The following is a 20162-nucleotide window of genomic DNA, read 5'->3' on the forward strand; positions in this document are numbered from 1 at the left end:
CTTGGCGGCTGGCTTTGCAGCAGCAGTCTTGGTCAACTGGCTTGGCGGCTGGTTTTGCAGCAGCAGTCTTGGCAGCTGGCTTGGCGATCGCTTTAGCAGGTGCGCGCGCGCCCAGTACCTTCGCTACAGCTTCTTTCACACGACCAACGCCCTGGGCCAGTTTCAGGCTTTCCTGAGCATCTTTCTTGAGTTGGGAAATGTAGGTGCGGGTTTCAGCCTGGCGATCCTTGAGGGCGTCCAGCAGGTCCTCAAGTTCTTTGACAGCGTCTTTGGCTTTGGCTTGTGCCTTGGCCTTGCCGGCAGTAGCGGCACCTTGCAGTTTGGTTCGGGATTTGTGCAGTTTTTCTTGCGCCTTACCGCGTTGTTTTTCCAACTTGGCGAGCAGTTTTTCTGCATCGGCCAACGCTTGGGAACACGCGCTTTCCAGATGTTCGAGCAGGCTGCTCGACAGTTGTTGGAGTAAGTGCAACGGGGTATTAACAGGCTTCTGTTTGGCCGACATGGTTTACCTCCTGGCTGACGTGGGTGCGGCTCATACTAGCCCTCTGCTCTTACCGCCGCTAGGGCATGTTGACAGTATCGTTTGCCATGCGTTGCACGGTACGAAAATTCTTATCGATATAACGAAAATACGCGACACTTTTTACCCATTCACACTGGCATAATCCGTCGCACTTCAGGCGGGAGAATGCCCATGTCGCGTTACCTTTTTCTTGTGCTGGGCTTGGCAATTTCCGTGGCCAATGCGAACGAGCAATCACCTTCCAAAATGGCAGACCAAGACCAGCACGACCTTGCCTACAGCCTTGGCGCCAGCCTCGGTGAACGCCTGCGTCAGGAAGTACCGGAGCTGCAGATCCAGGCCTTGATCGACGGCCTCAAGCAAGCCTATCAAGGCAAGCCGCTGGCGCTGGATAACGCACGCATCGAACAGATTCTTGCCCAACATGAAGCGCAGGCCGAAGCCGACGCTCAAGCCCCCAAAAGCGAAAAGGCCCTTGCCGCTGAGCAGCAGTTTCTGGCCAAGGAAAAAACCGCGAAAGGGGTGCGCGAGTTGGCCGATGGAATCCTGCTCACAGAACTGGCAGCCGGCAGCGGCAGCAAGCCCGGAGCGAAGGATCAGGTTCAAGTGAAATACGTGGGGCGCTTGCCCGATGGCACGGTCTTCGATCAGAGCACACAGCCCCAGTGGTTTCGCCTGGACAGCGTGATCAGCGGCTGGAGCGGCGCTTTGCAACAGATGCCCGTGGGAGCGAAATGGCGCCTGGTGATTCCATCCGCCCAAGCCTATGGCGCCGACGGTGCAGGTGAGTTGATCCCGCCTTACACGCCATTGGTATTTGAGATCGAATTGCTCGGCACTCGCCACTGACCCAATAAAAAACGGTGCGCCATGCGCACCGTTTTTTCCCCACCGCCAGGGCTCAAGCCTCAGCGATAGGCTCTTCCTTGTGAGCGTTGTGCAGCACTTCGATCAGGCAATCTTCCAGTTCGAAACGCTCGTGAAGCAGACCACCAAGCTCCTTGAACTTTTCAGCAACACACTTGCCTTCATCGCACAGATCGTTGAAGGCCAGCAGCTTCTCGGTGATCACATCAATACGCGGGTAAATGGTCTCGGCCAACTCCAAGCCACGCTTGTTGTTGAAGGCTTTCGCTTCGCCGGTCAGTTGCTCGTAGATCTCAAAATGGCCTGCTGAAACGTAGTCCACCAAAGTCCCACAGAACTCTCGCAATGAATTGTGATTTTCTGCCAGAGCCTCAGGCTTGGCGCCAAGCGCATCAAAGGAGCGAACCAGTTCGTGACGTGCCTTCAACCAGATGTCGATCAGCTTGTGCACCCCACCCCAGCGTTCCTGAGCATTCTGACAACTTTCCAGCATGATGATCTCTCTTCCCTATAGGGGCGCTGCCGCCTGATGCCCACGCAAAACTTCAAGGATCAAGCTGCAGCGGGACAAAGCCGCATCTGACAAACAAACGGTTTTGATAACGCGTGCGGGCCAGATTATGCCCGCACGACTATGGCTTCAAGGTACGCAGGAGAGAAAGTTCATACAAGTGTTTAATCCCGTCCTACAAACTGCGACCTTCATTCAGCGCCTTACCGGACGCAAAGGGCGACTCAAAAACAGCCGTGAAAACTGTATGACACCGAGGATCAACATGCCCAGGAAGAACAACAGGCTCCACTCGGGAAGGCTCAAGTCAAACAGTGTCCAGCTGATTTCCACACAATCGACCGTACCTTCGAACGCCCATTGCAATGCCTGCCACACCGAGAGATTTTCAATGGCGTGACCCAGGCTGGGCAAGCACTCGGCGGCCTGATCCGGTGCGACATTTTGCAGCAGCACCTGACGCACGGCGGTGATGGCGCCCAACAACGCACAGGCAATGCTCGCCAGCCCATACAGATAGTAAGTGGCGCGCCTGGGGTTATGGATGAAGGCGAGCAGGTTGATGAGCGCGAATGCAGCCAGAAAGGCCCGTTGTATCTGGCACAACACGCACGGGCGCAACGATGCACCGAACTCAAGATAGAAGGACGCGCCCAACGTCAGCGCACCTGCCATGAACGCAAGGAAAAACAAGGAGCGTGAAGGGGCCAAAGACATGCTTTATCCGCACCGCGAGAGATAGGTGGTTACGGTAGAGGAAAGGCCTGACCGCTTTCAATACGCGCCAGAGCAGACATTTCTGTAACAGGCTGGGGACATCCCGCAAAAGGATGGAAGACTTCGAACAGCCTGGCGTAGGAGTTTGCAACAAAGCGCTTCAGCCCCCCGCACGTAGGGCTTGGAGGGCCAGCTATCAGACGCATCTGAGCCAACCCTCGCATCGCTCCTACATCAAGCTCGGGCAGTAGCTGGCAGCGGAGACGCCAGTAGGCGGTTATCCAACAGGCCCAAACCTTCCTGGAACAGCTGGTTGCTGCGCTCGGTATCACCCAGTTGAGCCAACAACCGCGCCAGCTCGGCACACGCCTCGGGATTGCGCTGCACCTGCAGGCTGCTTTCCAGATAATCCCGCGCCTTGCCCCACAGGCTGTTTTGCAAGCACAAACGACCCAGCGTCAGCAGCAGGCTGGCATCCCCCGGATGATCCTTGAGCCACCCCTCGGCAAACTTCAATTGCCGGGCAGGATCACTGCCGCGCAGCAGGCCGTAGAGACGAATCAGGTGGCTGTCGTAACCCCGTTTGATAGCACTGCGCAACGCCTCCTCCGCCTTGGCATCGGCGCCCAGTTGGCGCAGTTGCTCGGCGTAGGCCAGAACCAACTGCGGCTCCTGGCGCTGGGCCGAAGTGAGTTGCTGCCAGGCCCGTTCAAGGGACTGCAAACCCGCTTCGCCCTGCTCTTCGCGCTGGGCTGCCAGGCTCAGGTTCTCACCCCAGGCACGGCGCTCCAGCTCGGCCAGTTCGCCGGCCGGCAGCACTTTGTCCTTGCGCAGCTCCGGGAGCAGTCGGATTACCGACGACCAGTCGCCTCGCTGCTGGTGCAGACGCTGCAATTGGCGCAGCACCTGGGCGTTATGGGGATGACGCTCGTGCATGGCCTGCAAAGTGATCAGCGCACCATCAGTGTCACCACGGTCCAATTGCAATTGCGCATGGCTCAAAGCGACCGCCAGTTCCGCTTGGGGCTGGCGCTCCAGCGCACGTTCCAGCAACCCGTCGGACTCTTCATAACGCCCCAGCTCATTCGCCGCCCGGGCAGCGCCGAGGTAGTAAAGCAGCGGTTGGCGCTCAGCTTCGGCGGCACGGTGCAGATGCCGCTCCGCACTGGCCCAGCGGCCTTCGGCGAGGTCCATCTGGCCCTGCTCGATAGCGATCTGCACGCGGCGACTGCGGTTACGCCGCGACCACGGATTGACCACGCCACCGGAGGTGGTCACCAGGCTCAGCAACACGCGGATCAGGTAGATGGCGAGGCCGATGGCAAACACGGCCACCACGGTCGCCCATAGGCTCGACTCGTAATGCAGCACGTGAGGGTAGGTAATCAGCACGTAGCCGGTGTGTTTCGAAATGCCCACAGCGAGTGCCAGGGCGATCGCAATCGCCAGCACCAGGATCACATAGAAACGCTTCATCGGGTCTACTCCTGCTTCGCCGACGAGGCCGCCGGGGTGCCAGCCGCCGCCTTGGCTTCATCAGCAGACAGATGACGACGTTCGAGGTACGCCTGCACTGCGGCCAGGCTCGCCGCCAAATCCGGTGTCACCACCGACACGGCTTTGGGCTCAAGCTCGGCGATACGCGCCAGCATCGCTTTGCTTTGCGGGTTGTCCTGGTTGAAGTTGTCCTGCAACACGCTGCGCGCCTCGCCCAGCGAACGGCTGTACACCGCCGACTCGCCATTGAGCGCCGCCCATTGGGCTTGCTCCAGGGCCAGGCTGAGGGCCAGGCGCACTTGGTTCAAGCCCTGGCCGGCAAGCAGCGGGCGGATGTTGTCGTCGGGGTTGAAGTCGATGCGGAAGTAGCGGGAAATCTGTTCCCACCACTGGCTCCAGCGGTTATCCGTATCCGTGCTTGGACGCCCCTGGGAGGCGGGCTCGGTGAGCTGATATTCGGGGGCAATGGCCGCCAACTGAACAACCTGGTCACGCAAGGCTGCCAATTGCAGGTACAACCCGGTACGGTCCGGCTGCTCGGTACTGCGCAACGCGGCCAGGCTCTTGGCCAGTTGTTCACGAGCAGCGTAGGAACCTGGATCGCTCTGCTCGCGAAGAATCTCGTCGGCACCCTGGACCAGCGCCTGGGCACTGTTGATATCCTGCAGGGCGGACAACCGCAGGCTCGCCAGACGGATCAAGTGCTCGGCCTCGGCGAGGCGCCAGTCCTTGCGGCTGGCCCCCAGCACGGTTTCCAGGCGCTGGTTCAGGCGCTGCTGATCACCTTGCAGTTGGGCGACCAGACGGCGGCGCTCTTCCAGTTCGTCCGCACCCGGCAACTGGGCAAGGCGTGCAGCCAGTTGCTGCTGGCTTTGCTTGAGGGACTGGGATTGGTCGTCCAGGGTCTGCACCTGACCCGACTGCTGCTGGCTGCTGGCTTGCAGGGCGCGGACCTGCCAGATCCCCCAGCCGCCGGCGGCAACACCCGCGGCGCCAAGTAGCAGGGCGACAACTGCCAGGCCATTGCCACGGCGCGGCGTGGTGACCGGTGACTCAACCGGCGCATCGAGTGCGGGTTGGGTTTCATCTTTAGGCAAGGCTGTTTCGCTCACGTATCCGTCCTTTGCGTATCAGAGAGTGGGAACGGAATGACTCCGTAACGCCACTAACAAAGCCGCGGCACTCGCGCCGCGACAATCCACAACTTTTTCTGCGCCGGCAGCCCGCGCCATCTCGGCGACGCGTGGGCTGGGCACGAACAACGGCAGCTGTGCCACCTGTGGCCAATCGGAGCCGGCCAAGGCTTGCAGGTGCAAAAAACCCTGCCCACTGCTGACCACCAGCCCGTTCAAGCGTTCCAACTGGATACGTTGCACCAGCACACCGGCGTCATAGTCTGGAAGAAAACGGCGGTACAACTCCAGATAGTCGACACTAGCACCTTGCTCGCGCAAACGCTCCGCCAGCAGCTCCCGACCACCCTCGCCCCGCAGGATCAACACCCGCGGACCGGGGCGTGCTGCAGCCTCGCGCAACGCCGGCAGCTGAAGCAAGGCCTCGCTGTCGTCGCCGGTTTGGGGATAGTGAACGTTCAGGCCATGATCGGCCAGTACCTGCGCAGTTGCCGCGCCGACGCTGAACCAGGGCATTCGCGGCGGGGGACGAAAAGCCAACTGCTGCACGGCAAGGCGTGCAGCGGGTTTGCTCACCACGATCACCGCGCAATAGCGCTCCAGGTCGCTCCATACAGCCAGCTGCTCGGGCGTGACGGGTAAAGGCTCAGTGTCGAGCAAGGGCAAGCTGCTGCTGAAAATGCCGGCTTCAGACAACGACACCGCCAGGGCTGTCGACTCCTCGGCAGGCCGCGTCAGCAGCACTCGCCATCCGCTCACTGCGGGCCGGCCTCACCGTAGACTTTTTGCAGGATGGCACCGGCGCCTTTATCCAGCAGCTCTTCAGCGACCTGGATCCCCAGGGCCGTGGCATCACGCTGCGGCCCGCGCACCTCAGCCGTCAGCAAGGTGCCGCCGTCGGGGTCGCCGACCAGGCCACGCAGCCACAGGTTTTCACCTTCGAGCACGGCGTAGCAGGCGATGGGCACCTGGCAGCCGCCGTTGAGGTGCTTGTTCAGGGCACGCTCGGCCGTGACGCGCACTTCGGTATCGTGGTGATCGAGAGGCTTGAGCAGTGCGTGGATTTCACTGTCAGCGGTGCGGCATTCGATGCCCACGGCGCCCTGCCCGCCAGCAGGCAAGCTGTCTTCGACGCTGATGGCCGAGGTGATACGGTCTTCGAAGCCCAGGCGGATCAGACCGGCAGCGGCGAGGATAATCGCGTCATATTCGCCGGCGTCCAGCTTGGCCAGGCGGGTGTTGACGTTGCCGCGCAAAAAGCGAATCTGCAGGTCTGGACGACGGGTCAGCAACTGGGCCTGGCGACGCAAGCTGGAAGTGCCGACGATGCTGCCCAGCGGCAGCTCATCCAGGGACGCATAGGTGTTGGAAACGAAGGCATCACGCGGGTCTTCACGCTCGCAGATGCAAAAAAGGCCCAGGCCTGCGGGGAAGTCCATGGGCACGTCTTTCATCGAGTGCACAGCGATGTCGGCTTCGTTTTCCAGCAGCGCGGTTTCCAGTTCCTTGACGAACAGGCCCTTGCCGCCGATCTTCGACAGCGGCGAGTCGAGCAGCTTGTCGCCGCGACTGACCATGGGCACCAGGGACACCGTGAGGCCAGGATGGGCCTGCTCAAGGCGTGCTTTGACGTATTCGGCCTGCCATAAGGCCAGGGCACTTTTACGGGTGGCGATGCGGATTTCGCGAGAGGACATGGATCAATCCGTACTGGGTAGATACGGCAGATAATAACAGCTCAGGCAAATGCGCTTTGATTTGAATCAGCAAGTGCGGGGCCTCCCTGGCCACGTCGCACCGGGATAAGGAATGCAGGCCGCGCTACAGCCCTCGGGCTAAAGCTGCTGCATCATTTTGCGCACGCCGGCGACATGGCGTCGGCTGACGATCAACGCATCGCCGTTAAACCCTTTGAGGAACAATTGGAAGTGCCCCAGTGGCGTGCGTTGCAAGCGCTCGATTCGCTCGCGGGCCACCAGCGCGTTTCGGTGGATACGCACGAAGCGATCGCCGAACTCATCCTCAAGCGCCTTGAGCGGCTCATCAAGCAACACTTCGCCGGCCTCATGTCGCAGGGTCACGTACTTGTGATCGGCAATGAAGTAAACCACCTGGCCCAGCGGGATCAGCTCAATGCCTTTGCGTGTGCGTGCGCTGATGTGGCTGCGCGGCCCGTTGCCACTTTGGGCGGCAGGCTGGGTCAAGGCGGCCAGTTGAGCGCGGTTGGGGCGCTCGGCTTTCTTCAGGGCCTTGAGCAAGGCGTCGGCAGTCACTGGCTTGATCACAAAGCTGACGCCACTGGCTTCCAGTGTCTGTTCGGCAAACTCTTCCTGCGCGGCGCACAACACCACGGCAGGCGGCGATTCTCGCTCGCTCAGCCGGGCGGCAACTTGCAGGCCATCGAGGCCCGGCATGCGGATATCGAGCAACACCAGGTCCGGCTTGAGGCTGTCGATCAGCGTCAACGCCTCCTCCCCGTTGGTGGCACTCGGCTCAAGGACTGTATAACCCTCAAGCTCACTGACCAAGCGGGTCAGTCGCTCGCGGGCTTGGGGTTCGTCATCAACGATCAGGACATTCATATAGCGCTGGATTCCTGCGTGAGTCTCGCACAAGGATAGCGTAGACAGGTGCGGTGACTTGCGTCACAGCGATCCACGCTAAGACTAGCGCGAGCGGCAAAAAGTGCCCCGACAGCGGCACCCATATTTACCCGGACCTGTTCAATAGCGCCCAAAACCTGCTGCCATCGGGCATCGTCGTAGGGTTTGCTGATACACAATCCGAATACCCCCCTTTTAAATGGATAGTCAGGCTCTGACCGCAATACCCGACTTTGGTGCATTCACACACTATCAGTCCAACTGTAGACGCTCACTGGAACGATATTGCTCAATCGTCAAATATCGTTTCAATAAACACCTGCCTCCAGTCTCTTCCCGGACGCGGTCGGCGGCAAGGCACTTAGCCATCCTTTGCACAAATAAAAATGCCGACGACCCGCAGCACCGCCTCCACGGGCAACCCTGTTATTATCGCCGGCAGACTTCCATGCCTCTTTATTAAGCAGACCACGAGCGAATCCATGAGCACCGACAAGACCAACCAGTCCTGGGGCGGCCGCTTCAGTGAACCCGTCGACGCCTTCGTCGCCCGTTTCACCGCCTCCGTCACCTTCGACCAGCGCCTGTATCGCCACGACATCATGGGCTCCATCGCCCACGCGACGATGCTGGCCAAAGTCGGCGTGCTGACCGACGTCGAACGCGACAGCATCATCGACGGCCTGACCACCATCCGCGGTGAGATCGAGGCCGGTACGTTCGACTGGCGCGTCGACCTGGAAGACGTGCACATGAATATCGAGGCCCGTCTCACCGACCGTATCGGTGTGACCGGCAAGAAGCTGCACACCGGTCGTAGCCGTAACGACCAGGTGGCCACGGATATCCGCCTGTGGCTGCGCGACGAAATCGACCTGATCCTGTCCGAAATCACTCGCCTGCAAAAAGGTCTGCTGGAGCAGGCCGAGCGCGAGTCGGACACCATCATGCCCGGCTTCACTCACCTGCAAACCGCCCAGCCTGTGACGTTCGGCCACCACCTGCTGGCCTGGTTCGAAATGCTCAGCCGCGACTACGAGCGCTTGGTGGACTGCCGCAAGCGCGCCAACCGCATGCCGTTGGGCAGCGCCGCGCTGGCCGGCACCACTTACCCGATCGACCGCGAGTACACCGCGCAATTGCTGGGCTTCGACGCCGTAGGCGGCAACTCCCTGGATGGCGTGTCGGACCGTGACTTCGCCATCGAATTCTGCGCCGCCGCCAGCATCGCGATGATGCACCTGTCGCGCTTCTCCGAAGAGCTGGTGCTGTGGACCAGCGCGCAATTCCAGTTCATCGATCTGCCGGACCGTTTCTGCACCGGCAGCTCGATCATGCCGCAAAAGAAAAACCCCGACGTGCCAGAGCTGGTACGTGGCAAGAGCGGCCGTGTATTCGGTGCGCTGATGGGCTTGTTGACCCTGATGAAAGGCCAGCCGCTGGCCTATAACAAGGACAATCAGGAAGACAAGGAACCGCTGTTCGACGCCGCCGACACCCTGCGCGACTCGCTGCGCGCCTTTGCCGATATGATCCCGGCGATCAAGCCCAAGCACGCGATCATGCGTGAAGCGGCCTTGCGTGGGTTCTCCACCGCGACTGACCTGGCGGACTACCTGGTGCGCCGTGGCCTGCCGTTCCGTGACTGCCACGAAATCGTCGGCCATGCCGTGAAATACGGCGTGGACACCGGCAAGGACCTGGCGGAAATGAGTCTGGAAGAACTGCGCACATTCAGCGACCAGATCGAGCAGGACGTGTTTGCCGTGCTGACCCTGGAAGGCTCGGTGAATGCCCGTAACCACGTCGGCGGCACTGCGCCAGCGCAGGTGAAGGCAGCTGTCGTACGCGGCCAGGCCTTACTGGCTAGCCGCTAAAAAATGTGGGAGGAGGCTTGCCCCCTCCCACACTTGATCACTTTTTGGCTGCGATCATCGCCATAAACGCCGGCATCGCGGCCTCCCGGTCCGCCGCCACTTTCTGGGCATTCGGCATGGCGTGCAATTTTTCCAGCAATGCCTTCGCCTTTGGCATCTCAGCCAGCAAGTCCAGGCCAAACAGCTTCTCGCTCACGCCACAGGCGAGGTTCACGCTGTACATGAAATACAGGTCTGCAAGCGTAAAGCCCTCTCCCGCCACATAAGGCGCAAACTTGCCGTGCCTGCCTAAAGCACCGATCCCCAGCAGCAACTCCGCTTTGGATTTCTCCTTGATCGCCTCGGGCACCGGCATGCCGAAGAACGCTTCGGCAAAACATGCGCGGGCAGGCAGCTCGATGTACAGCTCGATTTCACGGCACAGCGCCAGCACCTGGGCGCGCTGGAATGGGTCGGCCGGCAACAGCGACGGACCTTCCTGGGTTTGCTCGATGTACTCGAGGATCACACTGGTTTCGTTGATAAACCCCTGCTTTACGCCCAGCGCCGGCACCTTGCCACGTGGGCTGATTGCCAAGGCTTGCGGGGTTTGACCAGCGTAGAAAGGCACCTCTTCAAACAGGAGCCCTTTCTCCAGCAGCGCCAGTTTCACCATGTTGTAGTAGTTGCTGACCGAAAATCCGTAAAGCTTGAGCATCGCAAAGCCTCCAGGCCGTGTGCGGGGTTGGCTGCAGGAGTTATAGATCCTGGGGCGCGGCCTGACCAGCAGCATCACCTGCCTGAATGGGGGTAGACTGGCGCCCTTTCCTTGAGGAGCCTGCCATGAGCGAGCCGACCGATATCGACAACGACGAAGAAGAATTCACCGAAAACACCCTGGTCGAAGCGATCGAGAACCAGATCGAAAACGACAACCCGCCTGCCGCCAAGGCTACCTTCAACAAATTGACGTTGGTGGGTTATGAGCGTGAAGAGATCCTGAATCTCATGGCCCACGTGCTCGCATTCGAGATCGACGCAATGCTGGACGAAGACCGCGCCTTCAATACCGAATGGTATGAAACCGCGCTGCGGGCGTTGCCTGAGTTGCCGCCTGAAAAGGAATAATCCCGGCACGCAGCAACACGCTGGACAGTTCGGCAAAGTGCGTTCACCTTATGGTCTGCTAGCCTCTAATAAATTTTAGAAAGTCTGGAGTCCTTATGTCGTATACCCCTGAGTTGGTTGCCGAACTGGAAATCCTTGCACTCTTCAACCTGGACAGCTCCCAGGAAGGTCTGAAAGTCCACCAGACCGCCGCGCCCACTGCCATCGCCGCTGCCAAAAGCCTTTTTGACAAAGAACTGATTACCCTGCCAGATGGTGGTTACCTGACCAGCCTTGGCCGGGATGCGGCCCAACATACCCAAAGCCTGCTGACGATCCTGAATACAACGAAAAAAGAAGCTGCCTGATACCTGACACAGCCCATGGAATCCGCCTCTTGCGGATTCGCGGGCGTTGCTGTGCAAGTGCGAAAAATCTGACGTCAAACCCCATTTCCCGCTAAACCTCCTACGCGACTGACTGTAAACTCCTACACGGCCGCCCACGTCGGCTCTGCGAGCCACGAGTTCGACATGACCCGCACCCATGAAATCCGCCCGGACCTGGACGAAGGCATCGACCGCAAGGTGCTGGCCCAATTGCGCGCGCGCTTCATGGCCCTCAACGAAGGCCGCATGGCCCGTGCCGTTGAGGGACTGACGCCGCGCCAACAAAGCGTGTTGACCCTGCTGCCGCTGTTTTTCCATGTCAATCATCCGCTGTTGCCCGGCTATGTATCGGGCAGCACGCCGGCCGGGCTGTCGAACTTCGAACCTGACGCCCAGGCCCTGGCCGAAGCCCAACGCCTGACCCGCTCGTTCTCTTACAAGCCACGCCCGGTCAATCAGCCCAAGCCGATCCATGGCCTGTTCCTGATGGGCAGCCTTGGCACCCTCGCCCAGGCGGATCAGAGCGACATGGACGTGTGGGTCTGCCACGCTCCCGACCTGAGCGAAAACGAGCAGGCCGAACTGCGCAAGAAATGCCAGTTGCTGGAAGCCTGGGCCCTGACCATGGGCGCCGAGGCGCACTTCTTTCTGATCGAGCCGACGCGCTTTGTGCTCGGTGAACGCGACACCCAGCTGAGCTCCGACGACTGCGGTACCACCCAGCATTACCTGCTGCTGGACGAGTTTTACCGCACCGCCATCTGGCTCGCCGGGCGCACGCCGATCTGGTGGCTGGTGCCGGTATACGAAGAAACCCGTTACGCCGAATTCACCCATACGCTACTTTCCAAGCGGTTTATTCGGGCCGATGAAACCCTCGACCTGGGCCACCTCGCGCATATTCCCCCCGGCGAATTCATTGGAGCCGGGCTGTGGCAACTGTTCAAAGGCATCGAGTCGCCCTACAAATCAGTGCTCAAGCTGCTGCTGACTGAGGTCTACGCCAGCGAGCACCCGAACGTGCACTGCCTGAGCCTGCGCTTCAAGCGTGCGGTGTTCGCCAACCAGATGGACTTGGATGAGCTGGACCCGTACATCGTGGTGTACCGCCGCATTGAGGAATACCTCAAGGCCCGCAACGAGCCGGAACGCCTGGAGCTGGTGCGCCGTGCGCTGTACCTGAAGGTCAATCGCAAACTCACCGCCGGCCAACGCAGCACCAGTTGGCAGCGACTGCTGCTGGAGCGCCTCGCCCACGAGTGGGGCTGGGACCAGCGTCAACTGGCCCTGCTGGACAGCCGCAGCCAATGGAAAGTGCGCCAGGTGGCGTCAGAGCGCCGTGCGCTGGTCAGCGAGCTGAACTACAGCTATCGCTTCCTGACCCAGTTTGCCCGTACCGAACAGACCGTCAGCCTGATCAACAAGCGCGATCTCAATGTGCTGGGCCGGCGCCTGTACGCCGCCTTTGAGCGCAAGGCCGGCAAGGTCGAGTTCATCAACCCCGGCATTGCCCCGGACTTGGCCGAAGACACCCTGACCCTGGTGCAGTCGCCCAACCGCAAGGAACCGGGCCAGCACCACTGGGGCCTGTACAACGGCAACCTCACCGCGCTGGAATGGGAACACTTCGCGCCGATCAAGCGCAGCCGCGATCTGCTGGAGATGCTCACCTGGTGCCATCGCAATGGCGTGATCGACAGCAGCACGCGCCTGGCGTTGCACCCCGGCACCAGCGACATGACCGAATTCGAGCTGTTCAACCTGCTGGGCAGCCTGCAACAGACCGTCGCCCTGCCCCTGACCAGCGTCGATGAAATCAGCCTGCTGCGCTCGGCGGTGCCCGAGGAGGTGTTGCTGCTGATCAACGTCGGCGTCGACCCGCTCAAGCATCACCGCGACCTGAATATCCTGATGACCACCGAGCGCACCGACTCCCTGAGCTATGCCGGGGTACGCGATAACCTGGTGCTGACCCTGGACCAGGTCACGCTCAACAGCTGGAACGAGGTGATGGTCAGCCGCTACGACGGCCCGCACGCCTTGCTCGACTGCCTGCGCGACTACCTCAATCAACTGCCGCCGGACCACCTGCCACGGCTGCGGGTGCGCTGCTTCTGTCACAACCGTGCGCAATTCATTGCCCAGCGCGTGGAAGAAATCTTCGACACCGCGCAGAACCTGCTGATGGGTCAGTCCAATCACCGCTACTTGCTGCAAGTCCAGCAGCACTACCACGTGATGGAGTTGATGCCGGGCCAAGCCACCCATGTGTCACTGGCAACCCAGGACGCGCTGATCGCCTACCTCAGTGAAGAGCTGGCCAGCTACAGCCCCTTGCATCTGGATTCCATGGCGTTGGAAGACCACGACTTGGCGCTGCTGTTGCCCATGGGCATGGCCGATTGCGTGCAGGTCTTCTATCGGGTCAATGAAGGTTTCGCCGAGCTGTATGTGCTGGATGAGTTCAACGCACTGTGGCAACAGCGCCTGCCGTTTCATGACGAGCAGAGCCTGTTGGCGCCGTTGCAGCGCTTCCTGCAATCGATCATCTACCGTCGGGATGCGTTGTCGCCGCTGGACACGCAACAACCGCTGGGCGCGGCGCAGACGTTGTACTACCAAGTATTGCCGTCAGGAAGCGGCCGCGCACGCGGCATAGAGCCCCGCCCGGCGCCGCACAACCCGACGAACAAACCGTTTTACGACGTGCAGGCGATTATTGGCAAGGCAGCACCGGGGCAGGTGGGCATTACCCTGTACTGCAATCAGCGGGAGTTTTCCGAGTTGGAATTCGGCGACCAGCTATTTGCCGTGGTCGCCCAGGAGATCGTCGGGCAGCGCCGGGAAACCGAACGCTACCGCTGCTACATCACCGACCTTGATCTGTCGGGCCTGCTCGGCGATGTGCAGAGCCCGAGCAACCTTTACCTGCGTTACAAGGCCGAGCTGGAGCTGTCGCTCAACGAGGCGCTGAGCCAGATTTAGAGAGCAAAGGCGCCGCCATCTTTTGGCTGGCCTTCAACGCTGAGCAACTCAAGCTTGAGGGTCTTGCCACCCGGGGCCGGCCAGTCGATGTGCTGGCCCACTTGCAGGCCGAGCAGCGCGCTGCCCACGGGGGCCAGGATCGAGATCTTGCCGGCGTCTGCATTGGCGTCTTTGGGATAAACCAACGTCAGGTGATAGTCCTTGCCGCTGCTTTGCTCACGGCAATGCACGCTGGAGTTCATGGTCACGACACCCGCAGGCACTTCATCGTGGCCAACCACGTCTTCGGCGCGGTCGAGTTCGGCTTGCAACGCTTCGACGCCGGGAGTTGCGTCGCCCAAGCGGTCGATCAATTGCTCCAGACGCTGCACGTCAAGACGGGTGAGGATGATGGACGGTGCGGTGGTCATGATTCAGGCAGACTCCTTTTTTCTGCACAAAAAAGCAAAACCCCGCCAAAAAAAGGCGGGGTTCTCACGGGCCTCGGTGAGTTGAGGCGTACCCGGACACTACCACAGCGTCATAAATAAACAAGACAGCCTCAGGCGTGCGCCCTGCGCTGCTCGGCCTCGGCACAGATCACCCGGCGCCGGGCATCGTCGGCGGAGCGCCATTCGCGGATGTCTTCGACGTGGCGAAAGCAGCCGAGGCAGACTTTTTGCTCGTCCAGGCGACACAAACTGATACAAGGTGACGGCACCGCCGGGCTGACATTGCTGAACAGCGGCTTGGGCGGGCGGACAGGTGCAGGCTGGGTCACGGTCAGATCTCGTCGAAATCCAGCTCTTCGCCGGTATATTCCTGGACCAGGCGCGTGAGCATCTCGCCCAGCAGCTCTTCACTCTTGTCGCACTGCCATTTGCCGCTTTCTTCGTCGTAGTCGAAGTGAACACCACCGGAACGCGCCGCCAGCCACAACTGACGCAGCGGTTCCTGACGGCTGAAGATCAACTGCTGGCCGCTCTCGAACTTGACGGTCAGCACGCCCGCCGAGTTTTCCAGGTCCACGTCCAGATCGCTGTCGTCGAAAATATCTTCCAGCTTCTCCTGCGTGGCATCCACCAGGTCGTGAAAACGGGCTTCGGTCAAACTCATTGTGGCAACCTCAAAAGTGTCTGGTTTTGCTCAAGCGCCGCACGATACGGGCGAGCTTCGCCGATTGCAAAGGATACCGATTTCGTTACCGGTGACGGTACGAAATATCCTCTGCCAGCGTAGCCTGCTTCACCTTCGTGTCGGCAAACCCCCGCCGGACGGGTATTTCAGCGCATAGGCAAGCTGGCGGGTGGTCGGTATACTCGGGCGCAATTAATGCATATTCAAGGATTTCGCCATGAAGCGCCTGATCTCTTCCCTTGCTGCGCTCGTCGCGGTCGCTTGCCTCGTTAGTGCCTGTGGTCAAAAAGGCCCGCTGTACCTGCCCGATGACAGCAAAGACCCGAACGAACAGGCGCAATCGTCGCAAAAACCGGCAAAAGCGCACAAGCACGACACTTACTAAGGGAAAATCATGGACGCTTTTAACTACCGGGACGGCGAGCTGTTCGCGGAAGGCGTGGCGCTGTCCGCGATTGCCCAGCGCTTTGGCACCCCGACGTATGTGTACTCCCGCGCTCACATCGAAGCGCAATACCGCTCCTTCACCGACGCGCTGGACGGCGTACCGCACCTGGTGTGCTACGCGGTCAAGGCCAACTCCAACCTGGGTGTACTGAATGTCCTGGCGCGTCTGGGCGCTGGTTTTGACATCGTGTCCCGTGGCGAGCTGGAGCGAGTACTGGCGGCTGGCGGCCAGGCTGACAAGATCGTGTTCTCCGGCGTCGGCAAGAGCCGCGAAGACATGCGCCGCGCCCTGGAAGTCGGTGTGCGTTGCTTCAATATCGAATCCACCGACGAGCTGGAGCGCCTGCAAGTCGTAGCCGCCGAGATGGGCGTTCGCGCCCCGATCTCCCTGCGCGTCAACCCGGACGTCGATGCTGGCACCCACCCGTACATTTCCACCGGTCTCAAAGAGAACAAGTTCGGCATCGCCATTGCCGACGCCGAAGATGTGTACATCCGCGCCGCCCAGCTGCCAAACCTGGAAGTGCTGGGTGTCGACTGCCATATCGGCTCGCAGCTGACCAGCCTGCCGCCGTTCCTTGATGCCCTCGACCGCTTGCTGGCGTTGATCGATCGCCTCGGCGAGTGCGGCATCTACCTGCACCACATCGACCTCGGTGGCGGCGTGGGCGTGCGGTATCGCGATGAAGAGCCGCCGCTGATCGCCGACTATATCCAGGCCGTGCGTGAGCGCATTGAGGGCCGCGACCTGACGCTGATGTTCGAGCCGGGCCGCTATATCGTCGCCAACGCCGGCGTGCTGCTGACCCAGGTCGAGTACCTCAAGCATACCGAACACAAGGATTTCGCCATCGTCGACGCGGCGATGAACGACCTGATCCGCCCGGCGCTGTATCAGGCCTGGATGAATGTCACCGCCGTGACGCCTCGCGACAGCGAAGCCCGCGCCTATGACATCGTCGGCCCGATCTGCGAAACCGGTGACTTCCTGGCCAAGGATCGTCAGTTGGCCCTGGAAGAAGGCGATCTGCTGGCCGTGCATTCGGCCGGTGCCTACGGGTTTGTCATGAGTTCCAACTACAACACCCGCGGCCGTACCGCCGAGGTGCTGGTGGACGGTGATCAAGCGTTTGAAGTGCGTCGCCGCGAGACGGTAGCCGAGTTGTATGCTGGCGAAAGCCTGCTGCCGGAGTAAGCCATGCTGCTGCGTTTTACCAAGATGCACGGGTTGGGCAATGATTTCATGGTCCTCGATCTGGTCAGCCAGCACGCGCACATCCTGCCCAAGCACGCTAAACAGTGGGGCGACCGACATACCGGGATTGGTTTCGATCAGTTGCTGATTGTCGAGGCACCCAGCAACCCGGAGGTGGATTTCCGTTACCGGATCTTCAACTCCGATGGTTCCGAAGTGGAGCAGTGCGGCAACGGTGCACGCTGCTTCGCACGTTTCGTGCTGGACAAGCGCCTGACCGCCAAGCGCCAGATCCGCGTCGAGACCAAGAGCGGCGTGATCGAACTGGATATCCGCAGCGACGGCCAGATCAGCGTCAACATGGGCGCGCCGCGCCTGGTGCCGGCGGATATTCCGTTCCAGGCCACCGAGCAGGCCGTCAGCTACGCGCTGGACGTGGACGGCCAGTCGGTGGACATCGCCGCCGTGTCCATGGGCAACCCCCATGCCGTACTGCGGGTCAACGACATCAACAATGCCCCCGTGCATGAACTGGGGCCGAAGATCGAACACCACCCGCGCTTTCCGGCGCGGGTCAACGTGGGTTTCCTGCAGGTGATCGACCGTTCCCGTGCGCAATTGCGTGTATGGGAACGCGGCGCCGGCGAAACCCAGGCGTGCGGCACCGGTGCTTGCGCCGCTGCGTCGCCGCGATCAGCCAGGGGTGGATGGATTCGCCGCTGCTGATCGACCTGCCCGGTGGACGCCTGTCCATCGAATGGGCAGGCCCTGGCCACCCGGTGCTGATGACCGGGCCGGCCTCGCGTGTATACGAAGGACAGGTCCGTCTATGAGTGAGCCCAGCTAATGACCGATAAGCCTCAAGTACCCGCACCCGCAACCCCGAGCGAAAGTCTGGAGGCCGCTGCTGTCGCGGCGTACCTTGAGGCGAATCCGGATTTCTTCGTCGAGCACGAAGAACTGCTGCCGGCGTTGCGCATCCCCCACCAGCGCGGCGACACCGTGTCGCTGGTGGAACGACAGATGAAGATCCTGCGCGAGCGCAATATCGAGATGCGTCACAAGCTCTCGCACCTGATGGACGTCGCCCGCGACAACGACCGCCTGTTCGACAAGACCCGTCGCCTGATTCTTGCCCTGATGGACGCCACCAGCCTGGAAGAAACCGTGATCGCGGTAGAAGACAGCCTGCGCCAGGACTTCCAAGTGCCATTTGTCAGCCTGATCCTGTTCAGCGACAACCCGATGCCGGTGGGCCGCTGGGTCAGCGGCAGCGACGCGCAGACCGCGATTGGCGGCCTGTTGTCCGAGGGCAAGAGCATCAGCGGCACCCTGCGCGAGCACGAACTGGACTTCCTGTTTGGCGCCGAACAACGCAAGGAGATCGGTTCCACTGCAGTGGTCGCCCTCAGCCACCAAGGTTTGCATGGCGTGCTGGCCATCGCGAGCCGTGATCCTGCGCACTACAAAAGCTCGGTGGGCACGCTGTTCCTGACCTATATCGCCGAAGTGCTGGGTCGCGTTCTGCCGCGTTTTACCACTGCCCTGCGCGCGGTGCGCTAGCCATGGAACGGCAACTGGACGCTTACTGCGCTCACCTGCGCAACGAGCGCCAGATGTCGCCCCATACGCTGGAAGCCTACCGACGGGACTTGAACAAGGTCCTGGCCTACTGCGAAAAACAGCAGGTCACCAGTTGGAAGGCCCTGGATATCCAGAACCTGCGCAGCCTGATCGCACGCCTGCACCACGCCGGCCAGTCCTCGCGCAGCCTGGCGCGCCTGCTGTCGGCTGTGCGCGGGCTCTATCACTACCTCAACCGCGAAGGCCTGTGCGATCACGACCCTGCCAACGGCCTGTCGGCGCCTAAGGGCGAACGGCGCCTGCCCAAGACCCTGGACACCGACCGCGCCCTGCAATTGCTCGACGGCGCCGTGGAAGACGACTTCCTCGCCCACCGCGACCAGGCAATCCTGGAGCTGTTCTATTCCTCGGGCCTGCGCCTGTCGGAACTGACCGGCCTGAACCTGGACCAATTGGACCTGGCGGACGGACTGGTGCAAGTACTCGGCAAGGGCAGCAAAACCCGCGTGCTGCCGATAGGCAGAAAGGCCCGCGAAGCCCTGCAACTTTGGCTGCCGCTGCGGGCGCTGACCAACCCGGCGGACGACGCCGTGTTTATCAGCCAGCAAGGCCGGCGCCTGGGGCCACGGGCGATTCAGGTACGGGTCAAAGCCGCCGGCGAGCGCGAACTGGGGCAGAACCTGCACCCGCATATGCTGCGGCACTCCTTTGCCAGCCATCTGCTGGAGTCATCCCAGGACCTGCGCGCCGTGCAGGAGCTGCTCGGCCACTCCGATATCAAGACCACTCAGATCTACACCCATCTGGACTTCCAACACCTGGCAACGGTGTACGACAGCGCCCATCCAAGGGCCAAACGCATCAAGGGCGGCGACTCATGAGTATCAAGCTGATCACCTTCGACCTGGACGACACGCTCTGGGACAACGTACCCGTCATCATCAGCGCCGAAGCGTCGATGCGCGAATGGCTGGCCGTGCATGCCTCCAAGGTCGGCGACCTGCCGCTGGAGCATTTCGCCAGCCTGCGCCAACAGGTCCTGCAACGTCATCCGGAGCTCAAGCACCGCATCAGCGTGTTGCGCCACCGGGTGCTGATGCACGCCTTCGAGGAGGCCGGATATCCACAGCCGCAAGCCACGGAGATGGCCGATGTGTGCTTCGAAGCGTTCATTCACGCCCGCCACCAGATCAGCGTGTTTCCGGAAGCCGAGCCGATGCTCAAGGCCCTGCGCCAGCACTTCCTGCTCGGCGTGATCACCAACGGCAATGCCGATGTGCAGCGTGTTGGCCTGGCGGATTATTTCCATTTCGCCCTGCGCGCTGAAGATATCGGGATTGCCAAACCGGATGCGCGATTGTTTCAAGAGGCGTTGCAGCGAGGCGGCGTGGACGCCAGTGCGGCGGTGCATGTTGGCGACCATCCGGGCGATGACATCGCCGGCGCGCAGCAGGCTGGGTTGCGGGCGGTGTGGTTCAACCCGACGGGTAAGGTCTGGGAAGGCGATAAGCACCCGGATGCGCAGATTCGCAGCCTGACCGAATTACCAGCACTGCTACGCAGTTGGCAGTAACACTGGAGATCCAAATGTGGAGGGGCAAGCCCCCTCCCACATTTGGATAATCACAAAGC

Annotated in this window: 21 protein-coding genes and 3 pseudogenes; 11 read left to right on the forward strand and 13 right to left on the reverse strand. The window is 61.1% G+C overall.

Annotated elements, in window-relative coordinates; all coding sequences use genetic code 11:
- Nucleotides 1–502: pseudogene (locus IQK56_RS05570) on the reverse strand (AlgP family protein); the annotation flags it as partial.
- A gap of 192 nt (nt 503–694) precedes the next feature.
- Here IQK56_RS05570 and IQK56_RS05575 point away from each other — a divergent pair.
- Nucleotides 695–1372, forward strand: a complete 678-nt coding sequence (locus tag IQK56_RS05575; RefSeq protein ID WP_193862419.1) for an FKBP-type peptidyl-prolyl cis-trans isomerase — start codon at nt 695–697, stop codon at nt 1370–1372.
- A 52-nt stretch (nt 1373–1424) separates the two neighbouring features.
- Here IQK56_RS05575 and rsd read toward each other — a convergent pair whose 3' ends face one another.
- From rsd to IQK56_RS31685, 8 genes and pseudogenes are all read right to left on the reverse strand, one after another.
- On the reverse strand, nt 1425–1883 hold the full coding sequence (rsd, locus tag IQK56_RS05580) for a sigma D regulator (RefSeq protein WP_150762434.1): 459 nt from the start codon (nt 1881–1883) through the stop codon (nt 1425–1427).
- A gap of 213 nt (nt 1884–2096) precedes the next feature.
- Nucleotides 2097–2618 (reverse strand): disulfide bond formation protein B, encoded by a 522-nt coding sequence (locus IQK56_RS05585; protein WP_122305509.1) that lies wholly within the window; start codon nt 2616–2618, stop codon nt 2097–2099.
- A gap of 234 nt (nt 2619–2852) precedes the next feature.
- Entirely contained in the window at nt 2853–4094 is a 1242-nt protein-coding gene (locus tag IQK56_RS05590; RefSeq protein WP_150674478.1) for a heme biosynthesis protein HemY, read from the reverse strand.
- Nucleotides 4095–4099: 5 nt separating this feature from the next.
- On the reverse strand, nt 4100–5227 hold the full coding sequence (locus IQK56_RS31055) for a uroporphyrinogen-III C-methyltransferase (protein WP_224794038.1): 1128 nt from the start codon (nt 5225–5227) through the stop codon (nt 4100–4102).
- An 18-nt stretch (nt 5228–5245) separates the two neighbouring features.
- Nucleotides 5246–6007: a uroporphyrinogen-III synthase gene (locus tag IQK56_RS31060; protein WP_224794920.1), complete on the reverse strand. Its 762-nt coding sequence runs from the start codon at nt 6005–6007 to the stop codon at nt 5246–5248.
- Nucleotides 6004–6945, reverse strand: a complete 942-nt coding sequence (gene hemC / locus IQK56_RS05600; protein ID WP_122305511.1) for a hydroxymethylbilane synthase — start codon at nt 6943–6945, stop codon at nt 6004–6006. Before hemC ends, IQK56_RS31060 begins: the two co-directional genes overlap by 4 nt.
- 138 nt (nt 6946–7083) lie before the next feature.
- The gene (locus tag IQK56_RS05605; protein WP_193862420.1) at nt 7084–7830 is read right to left on the reverse strand and encodes a LytR/AlgR family response regulator transcription factor; all 747 of its coding nucleotides are present in this window, start codon (nt 7828–7830) and stop codon (nt 7084–7086) included.
- Nucleotides 7827–7943, reverse strand: a pseudogene (locus tag IQK56_RS31685) (sensor histidine kinase); the annotation flags it as partial. The gene IQK56_RS05605 and the pseudogene IQK56_RS31685, both read right to left, overlap by 4 nt.
- A 390-nt stretch (nt 7944–8333) precedes the next feature.
- Here IQK56_RS31685 and argH point away from each other — a divergent pair.
- Complete coding sequence (gene argH, locus IQK56_RS05610; RefSeq protein ID WP_193862421.1) at nt 8334–9728, forward strand: argininosuccinate lyase; 1395 nt, start codon at nt 8334–8336, stop codon at nt 9726–9728.
- A 37-nt stretch (nt 9729–9765) separates the two neighbouring features.
- On the opposite strand, the gene IQK56_RS05615 is transcribed toward argH, so the two are convergent.
- The gene (locus IQK56_RS05615; protein ID WP_193862422.1) at nt 9766–10425 is read right to left on the reverse strand and encodes a glutathione S-transferase family protein; all 660 of its coding nucleotides are present in this window, start codon (nt 10423–10425) and stop codon (nt 9766–9768) included.
- Nucleotides 10426–10550: 125 nt separating this feature from the next.
- On the opposite strand from IQK56_RS05615, the gene IQK56_RS05620 reads away from it, so the two are divergent.
- The 3 genes from IQK56_RS05620 to IQK56_RS05630 all read left to right on the forward strand — a co-directional run bounded on the left by IQK56_RS05620 (nt 10551) and on the right by IQK56_RS05630 (nt 14188).
- Nucleotides 10551–10835 carry a hypothetical protein gene (locus IQK56_RS05620; RefSeq protein WP_150674479.1) on the forward strand — a complete coding sequence of 95 codons (285 nt, stop codon included), beginning with the start codon at nt 10551–10553 and terminating at the stop codon, nt 10833–10835.
- Nucleotides 10836–10930: 95 nt separating this feature from the next.
- Nucleotides 10931–11182, forward strand: coding sequence for a TIGR02647 family protein (locus tag IQK56_RS05625; RefSeq protein ID WP_193862423.1), 252 nt, complete (start codon nt 10931–10933; stop codon nt 11180–11182).
- A gap of 165 nt (nt 11183–11347) precedes the next feature.
- The gene (locus IQK56_RS05630; protein WP_193862424.1) at nt 11348–14188 is read left to right on the forward strand and encodes a class I adenylate cyclase; all 2841 of its coding nucleotides are present in this window, start codon (nt 11348–11350) and stop codon (nt 14186–14188) included.
- Here the strand turns inward: IQK56_RS05630 and rnk are convergent.
- From rnk to cyaY, 3 genes are all read right to left on the reverse strand, one after another.
- Nucleotides 14185–14598, reverse strand: a complete 414-nt coding sequence (rnk, locus tag IQK56_RS05635; protein WP_122305518.1) for a nucleoside diphosphate kinase regulator — start codon at nt 14596–14598, stop codon at nt 14185–14187. The two genes, IQK56_RS05630 and rnk, sit on opposite strands and share 4 nt — an antisense overlap.
- Nucleotides 14599–14729: 131 nt before the next feature.
- Entirely contained in the window at nt 14730–14948 is a 219-nt protein-coding gene (locus IQK56_RS05640) for a DUF1289 domain-containing protein (protein ID WP_015886498.1), read from the reverse strand.
- Nucleotides 14949–14950: 2 nt separating this feature from the next.
- Nucleotides 14951–15283, reverse strand: coding sequence for an iron donor protein CyaY (cyaY, locus tag IQK56_RS05645; protein WP_150674481.1), 333 nt, complete (start codon nt 15281–15283; stop codon nt 14951–14953).
- Nucleotides 15284–15521: 238 nt separating this feature from the next.
- Here cyaY and lptM point away from each other — a divergent pair, with 238 nt between their 5' ends.
- The 6 genes and pseudogenes from lptM (at nt 15522) to IQK56_RS05675 (ending at nt 20103) form a co-directional block, all read left to right on the forward strand.
- Nucleotides 15522–15689: an LPS translocon maturation chaperone LptM gene (gene lptM / locus IQK56_RS05650; RefSeq protein WP_017845169.1), complete on the forward strand. Its 168-nt coding sequence runs from the start codon at nt 15522–15524 to the stop codon at nt 15687–15689.
- 9 nt (nt 15690–15698) lie between these two features.
- The gene (lysA, locus tag IQK56_RS05655; RefSeq protein ID WP_193862425.1) at nt 15699–16946 is read left to right on the forward strand and encodes a diaminopimelate decarboxylase; all 1248 of its coding nucleotides are present in this window, start codon (nt 15699–15701) and stop codon (nt 16944–16946) included.
- Nucleotides 16947–16949: 3 nt separating this feature from the next.
- A pseudogene (dapF, locus tag IQK56_RS05660) lies at nt 16950–17779 on the forward strand (diaminopimelate epimerase).
- Nucleotides 17780–17792: 13 nt separating this feature from the next.
- Nucleotides 17793–18509, forward strand: coding sequence for a DUF484 family protein (locus IQK56_RS05665; protein ID WP_099585985.1), 717 nt, complete (start codon nt 17793–17795; stop codon nt 18507–18509).
- 2 nt (nt 18510–18511) lie between these two features.
- Nucleotides 18512–19411: a tyrosine recombinase XerC gene (gene xerC / locus IQK56_RS05670; RefSeq protein WP_193862426.1), complete on the forward strand. Its 900-nt coding sequence runs from the start codon at nt 18512–18514 to the stop codon at nt 19409–19411.
- Nucleotides 19408–20103 (forward strand): HAD family hydrolase, encoded by a 696-nt coding sequence (locus IQK56_RS05675; protein ID WP_122305523.1) that lies wholly within the window; start codon nt 19408–19410, stop codon nt 20101–20103. Before xerC ends, IQK56_RS05675 begins: the two co-directional genes overlap by 4 nt.
- The last annotated feature ends 59 nt before the right edge of the window (nt 20104–20162 follow it).

The organism is Pseudomonas cyclaminis, from assembly GCF_015163715.1.
Lineage (GTDB): Bacteria > Pseudomonadota > Gammaproteobacteria > Pseudomonadales > Pseudomonadaceae > Aquipseudomonas > Aquipseudomonas cyclaminis.